The organism is Tenacibaculum xiamenense, from assembly GCF_964513065.1.
In the GTDB taxonomy this organism is placed as follows: Bacteria; Bacteroidota; Bacteroidia; order Flavobacteriales; family Flavobacteriaceae; genus Polaribacter; species Polaribacter xiamenense.
The window spans coordinates 53,297-67,292 of the sequence record NZ_CAZEQU010000010.1; the positions used below are offsets into that span (position 1 = coordinate 53,297).

Annotated in this window: 14 protein-coding genes; 10 read left to right on the forward strand and 4 right to left on the reverse strand. The window is 32.9% G+C overall.

The genetic code is table 11. From position 1 onward, the window contains the following. The first annotated feature begins 67 nt into the window (after nt 1-67). From ACKTTV_RS02175 to ACKTTV_RS02190, 4 genes are all read left to right on the forward strand, one after another. Nucleotides 68-775, forward strand: a complete 708-nt coding sequence (locus ACKTTV_RS02175) for a DUF547 domain-containing protein (RefSeq protein ID WP_408029163.1) — start codon at nt 68-70, stop codon at nt 773-775. 117 nt (nt 776-892) lie between these two features. Continuing rightward, nucleotides 893-1,228: an arsenosugar biosynthesis-associated peroxidase-like protein gene (locus tag ACKTTV_RS02180; RefSeq protein WP_093671645.1), complete on the forward strand. Its 336-nt coding sequence runs from the start codon at nt 893-895 to the stop codon at nt 1,226-1,228. Between the two features lie 118 nt (nt 1,229-1,346). Further along, nucleotides 1,347-2,396 (forward strand): arsenosugar biosynthesis radical SAM (seleno)protein ArsS, encoded by a 1,050-nt coding sequence (gene arsS, locus ACKTTV_RS02185; protein WP_408029164.1) that lies wholly within the window; start codon nt 1,347-1,349, stop codon nt 2,394-2,396. A 24-nt stretch (nt 2,397-2,420) separates the two neighbouring features. Beyond that, nucleotides 2,421-2,912 (forward strand): rhodanese-like domain-containing protein, encoded by a 492-nt coding sequence (locus tag ACKTTV_RS02190; protein WP_408029165.1) that lies wholly within the window; start codon nt 2,421-2,423, stop codon nt 2,910-2,912. On the opposite strand, the gene ACKTTV_RS02195 is transcribed toward ACKTTV_RS02190, so the two are convergent. From ACKTTV_RS02195 to ACKTTV_RS02210, 4 genes are read right to left on the reverse strand one after another with little or no spacing between them, the layout of a single operon-like run. Then, nucleotides 2,909-4,174 carry a POTRA domain-containing protein gene (locus tag ACKTTV_RS02195; protein ID WP_408029166.1) on the reverse strand — a complete coding sequence of 422 codons (1,266 nt, stop codon included), beginning with the start codon at nt 4,172-4,174 and terminating at the stop codon, nt 2,909-2,911. The two genes, ACKTTV_RS02190 and ACKTTV_RS02195, sit on opposite strands and share 4 nt — an antisense overlap. After that, entirely contained in the window at nt 4,174-4,905 is a 732-nt protein-coding gene (locus ACKTTV_RS02200) for a hypothetical protein (RefSeq protein WP_408029167.1), read from the reverse strand. Before ACKTTV_RS02200 ends, ACKTTV_RS02195 begins: the two co-directional genes overlap by 1 nt. Then, on the reverse strand, nt 4,895-5,896 hold the full coding sequence (locus ACKTTV_RS02205) for a glycoside hydrolase family 113 (protein WP_408029168.1): 1,002 nt from the start codon (nt 5,894-5,896) through the stop codon (nt 4,895-4,897). Before ACKTTV_RS02205 ends, ACKTTV_RS02200 begins: the two co-directional genes overlap by 11 nt. A 21-nt stretch (nt 5,897-5,917) precedes the next feature. Beyond that, entirely contained in the window at nt 5,918-6,784 is an 867-nt protein-coding gene (locus ACKTTV_RS02210; RefSeq protein WP_408029169.1) for a transporter family protein, read from the reverse strand. A gap of 140 nt (nt 6,785-6,924) precedes the next feature. Between ACKTTV_RS02210 and ACKTTV_RS02215 the strand changes: the two genes are divergently transcribed. From ACKTTV_RS02215 to ACKTTV_RS02240, 6 genes are read left to right on the forward strand one after another with little or no spacing between them, the layout of a single operon-like run. After that, on the forward strand, nt 6,925-8,268 hold the full coding sequence (locus ACKTTV_RS02215) for an NAD(P)/FAD-dependent oxidoreductase (protein ID WP_408029170.1): 1,344 nt from the start codon (nt 6,925-6,927) through the stop codon (nt 8,266-8,268). A 3-nt stretch (nt 8,269-8,271) separates the two neighbouring features. Further along, nucleotides 8,272-9,897, forward strand: coding sequence for a 4Fe-4S binding protein (locus ACKTTV_RS02220; protein WP_408029171.1), 1,626 nt, complete (start codon nt 8,272-8,274; stop codon nt 9,895-9,897). Between the two features lie 22 nt (nt 9,898-9,919). Beyond that, entirely contained in the window at nt 9,920-10,402 is a 483-nt protein-coding gene (locus tag ACKTTV_RS02225; protein WP_408029172.1) for a toxin-antitoxin system YwqK family antitoxin, read from the forward strand. A gap of 3 nt (nt 10,403-10,405) precedes the next feature. Further along, complete coding sequence (locus tag ACKTTV_RS02230; RefSeq protein ID WP_408029173.1) at nt 10,406-11,098, forward strand: glycosyltransferase family 2 protein; 693 nt, start codon at nt 10,406-10,408, stop codon at nt 11,096-11,098. Next, nucleotides 11,098-12,588 (forward strand): cellulose synthase family protein, encoded by a 1,491-nt coding sequence (locus tag ACKTTV_RS02235; protein WP_408029174.1) that lies wholly within the window; start codon nt 11,098-11,100, stop codon nt 12,586-12,588. Before ACKTTV_RS02230 ends, ACKTTV_RS02235 begins: the two co-directional genes overlap by 1 nt. Next, nucleotides 12,588-13,946: a mannosyltransferase gene (locus ACKTTV_RS02240; protein ID WP_408029175.1), complete on the forward strand. Its 1,359-nt coding sequence runs from the start codon at nt 12,588-12,590 to the stop codon at nt 13,944-13,946. Before ACKTTV_RS02235 ends, ACKTTV_RS02240 begins: the two co-directional genes overlap by 1 nt. The last annotated feature ends 50 nt before the right edge of the window (nt 13,947-13,996 follow it).

The window sequence follows — 13,996 nt, forward strand, 5'->3', positions numbered from 1 at the left end:
TTCAATGATTGTTTGTAATGACCTCTTTTTCTTTTCGTCTAAATCAACAGTTCTAAATAAATTAAACATGCGAAAAATATTTTTATTTCTGAGTTTATCTTTTTTTATCAGCTCTTACGGTCAAACAAGTGTATTCAATTCATTGTTAAAGAAACATGTTGACACAAAAGGAAATGTAAATTACAAAGCTTTTAAAAATGATGAAGCAAAGCTTCAAGATTATTTGAGTTATTTAGCCAAAACATCACCTCAAAAAAGTTGGTCGGCAGCTAAAACTAAAGCTTTTTGGGTAAATGCATACAATGCTTACACGATAAAACTGATTTTAGATAATTATCCTTTAAAGAGTATTACCAATATTAAAAAAGGAGGTAAAGACGCATGGAATATCAAATTTGCAAAAGTTGGTGGTAAAAATTATACTCTAAACCATATCGAACATGAAATTTTAAGAAAGAAATTTAATGATCCTAAAATTCATGTCGGGGTGAACTGTGCTTCTGGATCTTGTCCTCAATTAGGGAATTTTGCTTTTACTGAAGCCAATTATGAAGCCAAAACTGATGCACTCATGAAGAAGTTCGTAAATGACACTAAGAGAAATAAAATTTCTGGAGACAAGGTTCAAATTTCAAAAATATTTGAATGGTTTAAAGGTGATTTTACCAAAAACGGTTCTTTAATCGATTTTCTTAACAAATATTCGAATACAAAAATTAGCTCTAATGCTAAGATCAAATATTTACAATACGACTGGAGTTTAAACGGAAAATAACAAGTATTTGAGAAAAGTATTTAAGCGAAACAATTCGTATTTTTACTTTTTTAGGGATTTTCCTTTAATACCTCACATTATTGTGGGGTACTTAACTTTAAACAGAAATAAAAAGACATGTCTAAAACATACTACGATCCAGCAGATTTAAGAAAATTTGGTAAAATTACAGAATGGAGCGAAGAATTAGGAACTAAATTCTTTGATTACTATGGAAAAGTATTTGAAGAAGGAGCTTTAACCGCCAGAGAAAAAAGCTTAATTGCTCTTGCTGTTGCCCATACTGAACAATGTCCATACTGTATTGATGCTTACACGAAAGATGGACTCCAAAGAGGTGTTACTAAAGAGGAAATGATGGAAGCTATACATGTTGGAGCAGCTATTAAAAGTGGTGCTACTCTCGTTCATGGAGTTCAAATGATGAACAAAGTAAATAAGTTAGAAATGTAAAAATTAATTTTGAGTGTTGAATTTTAAATTCAGAGTTTGAACATTATATAAAAAATAAATCTCTTATATAGCTATTTCGAAAAACTTAAAAATCAATACTCAAAATTCATCATTAAAAATGAAGAAATCTCTATTAGCAAGAAATAATGATTTAGCAAATACGCAACGTCAGTTAGAAATTTTATCCAATGGAATTTTTAAAGACGAACTTCCAACTTTTGCCGATAAAATAAAGGAAACCAATCAATTTCCTTTGCGTCCTAAAAAATTGGAAATCCTTCAAATTAATGTTGGGTATATGTGTAATCAGGTTTGTGCACATTGTCATGTTGATGCTGGCCCAGACAGAAAGGAAATCATGACAGTTGAAACGATGGAGCAATGTTTAGAGGTTATTCGAAATACTGGTGCTCATACTTTGGATTTAACAGGTGGTGCTCCAGAGATGAACCCTAATTTCAGATGGTTTGTTGAAGAAGCTGCTAAAGCTGGAATTAAAGATTTTATCGTTCGTTCGAATCTAACCATTATTCGAGCTAATAAGAAATATTACGATCTTCCAAAGTTTTTCAAAAAACATAATGTACATGTTGTTTCGTCCATGCCTCACTGGACACGAGGTAAAACTGATAAGCAAAGAGGTGATGGTGTTTTTGACAAGTCTATTAAAGCGCTTCAAGAATTAAATGCAGTCGGCTATGGTGTTGAAGGAACTGGTTTGAAACTTGACTTAGTTTACAATCCTTCTGGAGCTTTTCTTCCAGGAGATCAAGCTTCGATGGAAAAAGACTTTAAAAAAGCTTTATTGGAAGACTTCAATGTAACTTTCAATAGTTTATTTGCAATCACAAACTTACCTATCAGTAGGTTTTTAGATTACTTAATTGCTTCTGAAAACTATGAAGATTACATGTATGCCTTGGTTGAAGCCTATAATCCAATGGCTGTTGAAAATGTAATGTGTACCAATACACTTTCTATAAGCTGGGATGGCTATTTGTATGATTGTGATTTTAATCAAATGCTCAACTTAAAAGTTGCGAGCAAAGTAAAACACATCTCTGAATACAACGAAAAATTATTATCTAACAGAAATATTATCATTAATCAACATTGTTACGGTTGTACTGCTGGTGCTGGAAGTAGTTGCCAAGGAACAGTAGCTTAGTTCAGTTATCAAAAATAAAAACAAATGAAAAACTTACTTTATACACTTCTTTTTCTTTGTTCTTTGACTGTAAGCGCTCAGAAAAGCTTAAAAAGTTTATTGAAAGAGCATAACACTGAGAATGTTCCGTACATTACAGTTGATGAATTGAAAAAAGAGACTAGTAATGTTATTCTATTAGACGCCAGAGAACCTAAAGAATTTAAAGTAAGTCATATTGAAAATGCTCAGTGTGTTGGTTATGATCATTTTGATTTAGATAAAACCATTTCTTCTTTAAAAAATAAGGATGCCAAAATTATCGTTTACTGCTCTCTAGGAATTAGATCAGAAGATGTTGCTGAAAAGCTCCAAAAAGCAGGCTTTTCCAATGTTTACAATCTTTACGGAGGTATTTTTGAATGGAAAAATGAAGGAAATAAAGTTGTCAACAGAAAAAACAAGTCCACAGAAAAAGTTCATACCTTCAATAAAGATTGGAGCAAATGGTTACTAAAGGGTAAAAAAGTCTACTAGAAATACTGTCCTATTCCGAAAACCAAACCACTTGAAGAAGAACTCGGAGTTATCCCATAACCATAGTCAATTCTAAAAACAGCATTGAATATTTTCTTGCTAATAAATCGAAGTCCCAATCCAGAATACACTCGAACATTCTCGCTTTTAACAAAATCCTTTAAACTTCCTCCGGGAGTTCGCCAAGTTCCAAAGTCTGTAAAAACGTTTCCTTGAAGCACAAACCACTTTTTCTCGTAAAGTGTATGACGATATTCCGTATTCCAAACAATACTTCCTGTGCCTCTATCTACCAAAATACCTACACCTCTTAAATTAACGTTATTATCTAAGGCAAAAGGTGCAAATGGGCTTTCTTCATTGGTTGACAGCCCAACTCTTAAACGGTTTGCCCAATTTCCTTTTTCGCCGATTCTTTTAAAATAAAACGCATCATTCCAAGCAATAAAAAAGTCGTTTTGATACTCATTTACAGTAGTTACATATTGTCCGTACAACTGGCTCTTAAATCCTTCAACATAATGATAAAAATAATTTAAATCGTCGTAAGTATAGACAAACTTTAAGAGCTTCTTATTTAAATCTAACTGCTGTGGAACACCATCGGCAGTATGCCCATTCAAGTAAGTATACTTTTCATTAAAAAGATTAATTCCAAAGTCTACATTATGCTTAAAGTTTATTCTATATAACAAAAGCAGTTCATAGGATATATTCTGGTACTTATAATTGGCAGAATTATCTCCAAAATATAGAGGTTCTTCACTACTCCAGTTTTGATGATTAAAGGCAAGTCCTAATGTTCTTGAAAACAACATTGGAGCTCTAAAATTAAAGCCATAAGAGTCAAAACCGTTTTGCTGATAAAATCCTCCAATTCCAATATTTCTTCCTAAGAAATTATAGTCATAAACTCCCAATTTATAAGCTAACCTTCTATTCGTTGTTGTCCATATATTCACTTCTGGAATGATGGTGAAATTTTCTTCAACATGAAAAGTTACAATGCAATTCGAACTGTCAACATTCTTTATTTTATAATAAGCGTGAGATATTGCTGGTAATCTTTTTAACTGAATGATATCTTGCTCGAGTTTAGAAAGCTTTAGTTCTTCGCCTTTTTCTATTTGAATAACTCTCAAGAGGATTTGTTCTTTCGTTTTTTTTAAGCCTTCAAATTTTATATCAGAAATAGTCGGGGCTTGAGAAAATAAAGAGGTTGCACAAAAAACAGTTAGAAAAATAAGTATAATTTTATTCATTAGTTAGCCTCAAAGTTTTTTTCAATAACAAGATTCACCCAGTTATCTTCACTCACACCCATTAAAGTGAATCCATAATTCATTCCCATTTGTAAAGCAGGCGGTGTTTCTCGAGTTACGTTTAAAACAACATTATCAAGTTTATAATACTGAAACATTTTCTCATAGGTATACGTCCCTGATAGCAAATCACCTCCTTGATTAGTTATTACCTGAAAATAGATAACGTTCTCTCTCACTAATCCATCCATCCAAGAAAACTCAGGCATTAATTCAGCACTTTCATCTATGGCAACCGAATTATTCCATTCCGTTGGTTTTGTCGCATTTTTTAACCTAATTGGGTTTGAAACGTGTACGATGTTATTAACTTCGTAAGTAACAATGCTCCAAACTTCATTGGAACCGTTCCTAATAAATCTTCCTAAATAGTTATTAAAAACACCTTCATTTTCTAAAGAGACTTTTTCGTATTGAGAGAAATCATTTGGATCGACTGAAACACTGTTTGTTTCAAAATATTGAATATTTCGAGCCTCAGGAACTGGGTAGTAAAAGATATATGATATTGACGCATCTGCCCTATCGCTAGCAGCACAAGCAATTACCCCTTCCTTCTTTATCTGTTCTTTGGTATTCAAATAGGAATTCAAATTACTTGTATTTTCTTCACTTTTTGAACAAGCAAGAATAAAAAAGACGGTCAAAATCAATATTATTCTACTTCGCATAAGCTTTTCTTATAATTTCTTCTGCTGGTTTATTCTGAGGCGTAAAACGATTGTTATCATTCCCTCCTACTTGATCATGATTATGAAACCATTTCCATAAAAACCCTCCAGCAAACCAAGGTTCTTCCCAGAATTCTTCATAAAGAGCTTGTAGGGCTATCTTTTGCGATCTTAAATCTACCTTACCTTCCACTCTGTTTGAATCCCAAGGCTGTTTTCCAGTGTAATACACACTTCGATAACCATATTCAGTAAAAAGAATGGGTTTTTCAAATTTATCTTTAATCGAAATAATTTCCTTTTTATGAGGGCCCCAACCTTTCTTAAAATCGTCTTTTGTAGGAGTTTTCTTATCACTTAAAGGAAAGTAAGCGTCAATACCAATATAATCAAGTTCCTTCCAAAAATCAATTTTCTTATATTCATCCCAATTCGCAGCATAAGTAAGCTTACCAGTATACACTTTTCGTACGTCAGCAATTAGAGATTTCCAGTATTCAGGTCTAGTTACTACGAATTTTTCAAGTTCTGTACCCACGCAAAAAATTTCCGCATTCACTTTCTGAGCAACTTCTGCAAACTTCAAAATAAACTCTGAATATGTTTTTTCTAATTGCTTCCAATCATCCTCAGTTTTCATGGTGATAAGTCCAGTATACTCACCATGCCAAACCCATATTTGAGGTTTAACCATAATCTTTATCTCTTCCCTCTTAAATTTCTCAGCATATTGTTCAACTCCCGCAACAGTCTCTCCAAACCATTGTTTGGAAGAATTGAAATGTACGGTTGATGAATTAACATTTTCAATAAAACCGAAAGGCATCAACGAAACGTAATTCGCTGATACCTTTTTAACGGGTATTGTGTGATTAAAGTTTATTTCTTTCGACGAAGCTACAAAGCTTACTCCATTAACTGTTTTCCTCTGACTTTCACAAGATGTATGGAGACAAATTATTCCTAAAATTAGGAGCCACTTAATTTTCATAGTAGCAATTTACATTTTTTATTAAAATAAAGCTCTTAACCCTAGGTTAAAACTCTGTCCCAGACCAGTATCCGTACCTGCAACAAACTTACTGTATAGCACTTCTAGGTTTAATACTTTTGTAATTTGGTATTTTCCACCGAAACCTAACGCCGTGTAATTTTGAGAAAAGTCCCCAAAACGCTGAGCATGCTGAGCAAAAACTAACACCGTAGACTCATCACTTGGGAAATAACTTAAGAAAGCTCCTGGTACTAATAAAATTGTATTATTTGCAAAACTTTTCTCGTCTCCAAAGTTATATTCAGTATTCAATTCCGTGAAAATCTGCCATTTTCCACTACTAAAAGTGTAATCGTAGAAGAATCTGTTTTGAAAAGCCCATGCCGTTTGATCCAAAAACACTCCATTTTCATCAGTTTCTTCATCTGCTAAAGGAATATGTAAGGCTGATTGAATTGAGAAATTCCCTACATTTTCTAAAGGTTGAAATTTAATTGCTGGCGCAATAGTAGTAAGCCCTTTTCTATCTGTATTCGTGTCTTCTAAACTAAAAACAGATAAAGCCTGTCTTCCTCCTCTTGTATTAGATCTAAATTCAAGAATCGCACCAACATTAATTCTATTGTTCTCAGAAACTCCTGTAAACGCTTCTACTGTTGAAGTAAAATAGTTCTCTCTTGGTTTATCAAAGGTTGCATCATTAAAGTTTGCTCTTGTTTCAGTATATAAGTTATTAAAGAATTTAATATCCCACTGACCTTTGTTTAATAAACGAGATGGTGTATACGTTTGAATATTGCTTTTTGTCTGTTCTTCCTCCTGTGCAAAAATGCTTGCACCAAATGAAACGAAAAGTATTAAAAGAAGCTTAGCTCTATTTTTCATGATAATCATTTTTAATGCTTCATAGGTCGAAGGAAAATGAAAGGGCTTACAATGAAGACCTATTTAAAATCATTCTAAATTTATTTCACCCATTAAGTTATTAACTTTAATGACGACCTAATTTGCAAATCAACTTTTTTATGGAACATGTTGTTATTATTGGTAATGGAATTTCTGGGGTTACGGCCGCTAGGCACATTAGAAAATTATCTGATAAAAAAATCACGATCGTTTCTAGTGAAACGAAGTACTTCTTCTCAAGAACGGCACTTATGTATGTTTACATGGGACACATGAAGTTTGAACACACTCAACCTTATGAACCTTGGTTTTGGAAAAAAAACAATATTGATTTAAAAGAAGGAACCGTTACGAAAATTCATCCTTTAGTTAAAAGGATACAGTTTGATAACGATGAAACCTTGAGATATGATAAACTCATTATTGCAACAGGTTCAAAACCTAATAAATTTGGATGGCCAGGCCAAGATGCTAAAGGAGTTTTCGGCATGTATCATAAACAAGATTTAGAAAAGCTTGAAAAATACGCTCCCGATAACAAAACGTGTAAACGAGCTGTTATTGTTGGTGGAGGACTTATAGGAATAGAGCTTGCTGAAATGCTTCACAGTAGAAACATTCCTGTAACTTTTTTAGTTCGAGAAAGTAGTTTTTGGAACGGAGTTTTACCTGAAGGTGAATCAGCAATGATCAACAGAGAAATTATTGACAACCATATTGATTTGCGTCTTAATGTGAATTTGAAAGAAATTAAAACCGATTCAAATGGAAAAGCTAAGTCAGTGATCGTAGCTGAAACTGGAGAAGAGATTGAATGTGATGTGGTTGGGCTAACGGCAGGAGTTTCGCCAAACGTTGATTTTTTAAGAGATAGCGATATCGAAATTGGTAGAGGCGTAAAAGTTAATAGGTTCTTAGAAACAAGTGATCCGGACATTTATGCTATTGGCGATTGCGCTGAACAACATGAACCTATTGGGGAAAGAAGAGCTATTGAAGCGGTATGGTATACAGGCAGAATGATGGGAGAAACCGTAGCTCAAACTATCTGTGGAAACAAAATAGAATACAAACCAGGGCACTGGTTTAATTCAGCAAAATTTATTGATATTGAATATCAAACTTATGGTTGGGTTTGGGCAAAACCGAAGGAAAATGAGGCACGTTTTTACTGGGAACATGAAAGCGGTAAAAAATGTATTCACCTTAATTACGACAAAAACACACGAAAGTTTATTGGTATCAACACTTTCGGAATACGAATGAGACATGAGTTTTTTGATAAGGTACTCAATAATGGTGAAACCGTAGATCATGTTGTTGAGTATTTAGCCGATGCAAACTTTGATCCTGAGTTTTACAAACTCCATGAACCTGAAATCGTTCAAAAATTCAACCAAGAAAACAATACTAATATTAAATTAAAAAAGAAAAGCTGGAAACGTATTTTCAGCAGAATTTAAAATATGAAAGCAATCAAACAATTTGGTCTAGTAATATTTTTGCTAGGACTTAGCATATTTACTGGAAGTCTATTCACTGGTTCTTTTAATTTAAGTTCTGCCGAATTAGACACCTATATCAAAGAAAAAGGATTTAAAAGTGAGGTTATAAAAGATGAGTTAGCGAAAGCAGTAGTTACTGATGAACCATTGAGTATTTTTGAGTTTTCATCAAGAGCTCGTCAGGCTTTTAAAAATTCAAATGACCACTATGATCAGTTAATAGAGAAATACGATGCTGAAAAAAATTGGGATTTAAAAGGAGCTCAATATCAGTATAAAATCTATGGAAAACCACATACTTTAAGTTACAACTTAGCGAAAAAAGCGGGTAAAGGTTATATCAAAGAAAGCCCAGGGTTCGTATGGTTTTTAACCTTCGGACTTGGTATTATAGGCGCCTTGTTATTTATAATTCCGAATGTTGTTTTATTAGGCCCTAAGGGAATAAAAAACAATGGAATTTACTTAGAATCAAGTACAAATAGAGGATGGATTGCGTGGTTAGTATTATTTTATTTAGTGATATTTTATATCCTTCTATATTTTTTACCAGATTATGTTGTCAACTGGACCTTTATTTTAGATCCAATTAGTAAAGCTTTGAACGGAGGAGCTGCAAGTCAATGGTTCGTGTATGGATTCTTATATTGCGTTATCATGATTGTTATGGGGGTTCGCATGTACATCAAATATCGCCATAACAATTATCAAATTGTTCGTACTACTTCTGTCTTATTCTTTCAGATAGTATTCGCTTTCTTAATTCCTGAAATTATGACAAGCTTGAACATGCCTGGATATGACTTTAAAAATGCTTTCCCTTTAGACTATGATTTCTTTTTTGAATGGAATTTAGATTCTCTATCAAAAAGTGGTGGTATTGGTATTTTTATTTTGGTATGGGGAGTATTATTAACCTTAGTTTTTGTTCCTGTCATGGTTTATTTCTTTGGTAAAAGATGGTACTGTTCGTGGGTATGTGGATGTGGAGGTCTTGCAGAAACTTTAGGAGATCCTTACCGTCAACATTCAAATAAAACCTTAAAGGCATGGAAACTTGAGCGCTGGGTAATTCACTCTGTATTGGTATTCTCCATTGTTATGACGATTGTAACGCTATATTGTTATTTCACAGGAGCTTCTTCTTTTCTAGGAATTAACTCACAATGGATTAAAGATTCATACAGTTTCTTAATCGGAGCCTGGTTTGCTGGCGTAATTGGAACTGGTTTTTATCCAATATTTGGAAATAGAGTTTGGTGTCGATTTGGTTGTCCATTAGCTGCATACTTAGGTTTAGTTCAACGATTTAAATCTCGCTTCAGAATTACCACAAATGGAGGGCAATGTATTTCTTGTGGAAACTGTTCAACATATTGTGAACAAGGAATCGATGTTAGAGCTTATGCTCAAAAAGGTGAAAATATCGTTCGTGCCAGTTGTGTAGGGTGTGGGGTGTGTTCTGCGGTATGCCCTAGAGGGGTTTTAAAATTAGAAAACGGACCAGAAGCGGGTAGAATTAATCCAACAGATGTTTTACTTGGAAACGATATTGACCTAATGAAGTTAGTTAATGATAAAAAATAGGTTATATAAACTAAAAAATATAATGATTGGAAAGAGTGTTCTTTTCCTCTTTCTAATCGTTTTGTCTGAAAATTCTTGGGGACAAAAAACATATCACAAAAGCTATTACTCCAACGGAAACCTAAAAGAAGAAGGATGGCAAATTGGAGACAAAAAAATTGATTATTGGAAGTTTTATTATAAAAGTAAAGTACTAAAAAAAGAAGGGCATTATAAAAACAATCTTCCTACAAATTATTGGTACTTTTACCGCAAAGATGGTAAAAAAGAAAAGGAAGGGCATTTTGTAAACGGGAAACAAAACAAGTGGTGGTTATACTACGACAAAAAGGGAAACGTTAATCATAAATGCCAACTAAAAGATAACATAAAGAATGGGTATTGTTTACTTTATCGTAAAAAACAATTAATAAAAGCTGTTAAGTTTAAAGACGGTAAAAAAATAAACGAATGGTCTGATTTTTCTTCCTTTAAAAAGGAGAATGATCTGAATGATTTAAGATAAAAAATGAACCAAATAATTAAAGTTATTATTCCTGCTTATAATGAGCAAGATTCTATTGCAAATGTAATTAAAGACATACCTCCAATAGTTGATGAAGTAATTGTTGTAAGTAATAATTCTACCGATAATACCGAGTTAAATGCTAAAAATGCTGGAGCAACTGTCCTGAAGGAATCGCGAAAAGGTTATGGTTATGCTTGTTTAAAAGGAATGGACTATGTTGCTAGCAAGGAAATAAAGCCAACTATTTTAGTATTTCTTGATGGAGATTATTCTGATTATCCTGAGCAGTTAACTGAGATAGTTGCACCAATAATAGATAGAGATATCGACTTTGTTATTGGAGCCAGAGTTAAAAAATTACGAGAAAAAGGAGCTATGACCCCACAACAGGTTTTTGGAAACTGGCTTGCTACTTTTTTAATGAAACTCTTTTTTGGAGCAAAGTTTTCAGACCTTGGACCTTTTAGAGCTATTAAGTATGAGAAACTATTGAATTTAAACATGGAAGACAAAACATATGGTTGGACTGTTGAAATGCAATTAAAGGCAATAAAACAGAAATTAACCTATGAAGAAATCGCTGTAAAATATAGAAACAGAATAGGTGTTTCAAAAGTTTCAGGAACCGTTAAAGGTACTATCTTTGCAGGCGTAAAAATTTTAGGTTGGATATTTAAATACAGTTTCAAGTAATGGTTTTAGAATATATTGTAATCGCGCTATACACAATATCGTTAGTTCTTATTTTAATGTATGCGTTGGCTCAATTAAATCTGCTTTTCAATTATTTAAAAGCAAGAAAAAAGCAAGATGATTCACCTAAATTTGATTTAACAAACTCAGAAGAGGTTCCTTATGTAACCATTCAGTTACCAGTTTACAATGAGCTTTATGTTATGGAACGTTTGTTAGATAATATTGCTAAAATAAATTATCCAAGTGACAAACTTGAAATTCAGGTGTTAGATGATTCGACAGATGAGTCTGTGGAAACTACAGCAAAACATATCAAAAAACTTCAAGGAACTGGTTTAGACATTCAACATATTCGACGTGAAAACCGAGAAGGGTTCAAGGCTGGAGCATTAAAAGAAGGTTTGAAAATTGCTAAAGGTGAATTCATTGCCATTTTTGATGCCGACTTTTTACCAAAACCTTGTTGGTTAGAGAAGACTGTTCCATTTTTTAAAAATCCAGAAATTGGGGTTGTTCAAACTCGTTGGGGACATATTAACAGAAATTATTCTACCCTTACAAAAATACAAGCCTTTGCTTTAGATGCTCATTTTACTTTAGAGCAAGTAGGAAGAAATAGTCAAGGGCATTTCATCAACTTTAACGGTACTGCTGGTATTTGGCGTAAAGAATGTATATACGATGCTGGAAATTGGGAAGGAGATACCTTAACAGAGGATTTAGACCTTAGTTACAGAGCTCAGTTGAAGAAATGGAAATTCAAGTATTTAGAAAATGTTGAAACACCTGCCGAACTCCCTGTTATTATTAGTGCAGCTCGATCGCAACAATTTAGATGGAACAAAGGTGGTGCTGAAAATTTCCAAAAAATGTTGAGGCGTATTATTACATGTAAAAACATTCCTTTCAAAACAAAAATCCATGGAATGCTGCACTTGTTAAACAGCTCTATGTTTACCTGTATTTTCTTGGTAGCGATACTTAGTATTCCAATGCTGTATATAAAAAACGAATATGCTCATCTAAAAATTTACTTTTTAGTAATGAGTTTCTTTGTGGTTAGCACACTTATTTTCTTTGTATGCTATTGGTTTATGTATAAGAAAACCTACGGAGGAGGCTTTATGAATTTCATAAAATATATTGGTGCATTCTTTTCATTTTTCTCCATAGCAATGGGCTTTTCCTTACATAACACCATTGCTGTATTGGAAGGACATTTTGGTAAAAAAAGTGAATTCGTAAGAACACCTAAATTCAATATAAAATCGCTTACCGATAGTTGGAAAAACAATAAATATATTCGAAACAAACCTTCCATGAATGTTATTATTGAAGGACTATTAGCATTGTATTTCGCTTTTGGAATGTACAGTGCCTTTATTGTTGGGGATCAAGGAGGAGATTTTGGTTTATTCCCTTTTCACTTGATGTTATTTATCGGGTTTGGATATGTATTCTTTAAATCTCTTTTTTCAAAAGCTTAATGAAATTCATTGAGAAATATAGTTCTTTATTAACGGGAGTTATTTTAATCCTATATTTCTTATTTGCATATTTTCTGGAAAGAACCTCTTTTTATTGGCTACTGACCTTATGGGTAAGTTTGTTTACCACTACTTACCTTTTATTTCATGCAAAAAAATATGACTTTTCATATTTAGCTGGAGTTTCAATTTTATTCAGACTTGTATTTCTATTTGCAATACCCAATCTATCGCAGGATTTTTATCGTTTCATTTGGGATGGTCGTATGTTATTTGAAGGGCTTAATCCATACCTATCACTTCCTGAAACCTTTATCGAGCTAGGAAAACAGCCAATAAATGAAGCTGCCGAGTTGTATAAAGGAATGGGAGAAATGAATGGGAGTCACTTTACCAACTACCCTCCTATTAATCAACTATGTTTTTATATTGCTGCTTTAATAGGTAACCACAGTGTTTTAGTGTCTGTAATTGTTATGCACGCCTTAATTATTGGAGCTGATATAGGTATTCTTTTCTATGGTAAGAAGCTCTTACAACGAATGCGTCTTCCAGTTGAGAACATCTTCCTGTATATTCTGAATCCCTTTGTTATTATTGAGCTAACTGGAAATTTACACTTTGAACCTGTAATGTTATTCTTTCTTGTTCTTTCTCTTTATAAACTATCAAAAAAAAAGTGGATTCTCTCTGCTGTATTTTTAGCATTCTCAATATCGGTAAAGTTAATTCCTCTAATTTTTCTGCCATTATTCTTTAATCATTTTGTAAACCGTGATAATTCTTTTTTCCAAGGAGCAAAAAAACTAATCCTATTTTACCTTATTACACTGACCTCACTCTTGCTCACCCTTATTCCTTTTGCTTCAGGAGAATTTCTAGCTAATTATGGTAATTCAGTCGGGCTTTGGTTTAGAAGTTTTGAGTTTAATGCCAGTTTTTACTATCTAGCGAGAGAAATCGGCTATCTTTTTAGAGGATACAACGAAATTGCTATCATAGGAAAAATAATTCCTTTAATTGCTATTGCATTTATCTTCTCCGTTACCTTTTTTAGAAAAAATAAAAAAATGCAAGAATTGATAACAGCAATGCTTCTAAGTTTGTCTTTTTATTATTTTATTTCTACAACAGTGCATCCTTGGTATTTAGCTACATTATTAATTTTAAGTGTTTTCACAAAATATCGATTCCCTCTAGTTTGGAGTTTCGTTATTATTCTCAGCTATCAAGCATACGCAAACACACCATGGAAAGAGAACTTAATATTCGTTTTTATTGAATATTTAATAGTTTTTTTAGTATTTTCCTATGAATTAAACATTCTAAAACCCAATTTTAAGACAAAGCTAACCTAATCCATTGTGCTCATATTAATGGATTTTCGTATTATTGTTTTTCACTATTT

Coding starts and splice junctions, on each gene's coding strand:
- ACKTTV_RS02225 (WP_408029172.1), top strand. CDS start 9,920: ATGATTGGAAAGAGTGTTCTTTTCCTCTTTCTAATCGTTTTGTCTGAA.
- ACKTTV_RS02230 (WP_408029173.1), top strand. CDS start 10,406: ATGAACCAAATAATTAAAGTTATTATTCCTGCTTATAATGAGCAAGAT.
- ACKTTV_RS02175 (WP_408029163.1), top strand. CDS start 68: ATGCGAAAAATATTTTTATTTCTGAGTTTATCTTTTTTTATCAGCTCT.
- ACKTTV_RS02190 (WP_408029165.1), top strand. CDS start 2,421: ATGAAAAACTTACTTTATACACTTCTTTTTCTTTGTTCTTTGACTGTA.
- ACKTTV_RS02210 (WP_408029169.1), bottom strand. CDS start 6,784: ATGAAAAATAGAGCTAAGCTTCTTTTAATACTTTTCGTTTCATTTGGT.
- arsS (WP_408029164.1), top strand. CDS start 1,347: ATGAAGAAATCTCTATTAGCAAGAAATAATGATTTAGCAAATACGCAA.
- ACKTTV_RS02215 (WP_408029170.1), top strand. CDS start 6,925: ATGGAACATGTTGTTATTATTGGTAATGGAATTTCTGGGGTTACGGCC.
- ACKTTV_RS02195 (WP_408029166.1), bottom strand. CDS start 4,174: ATGAATAAAATTATACTTATTTTTCTAACTGTTTTTTGTGCAACCTCT.
- ACKTTV_RS02240 (WP_408029175.1), top strand. CDS start 12,588: ATGAAATTCATTGAGAAATATAGTTCTTTATTAACGGGAGTTATTTTA.
- ACKTTV_RS02200 (WP_408029167.1), bottom strand. CDS start 4,905: ATGCGAAGTAGAATAATATTGATTTTGACCGTCTTTTTTATTCTTGCT.
- ACKTTV_RS02235 (WP_408029174.1), top strand. CDS start 11,098: ATGGTTTTAGAATATATTGTAATCGCGCTATACACAATATCGTTAGTT.
- ACKTTV_RS02220 (WP_408029171.1), top strand. CDS start 8,272: ATGAAAGCAATCAAACAATTTGGTCTAGTAATATTTTTGCTAGGACTT.
- ACKTTV_RS02180 (WP_093671645.1), top strand. CDS start 893: ATGTCTAAAACATACTACGATCCAGCAGATTTAAGAAAATTTGGTAAA.
- ACKTTV_RS02205 (WP_408029168.1), bottom strand. CDS start 5,896: ATGAAAATTAAGTGGCTCCTAATTTTAGGAATAATTTGTCTCCATACA.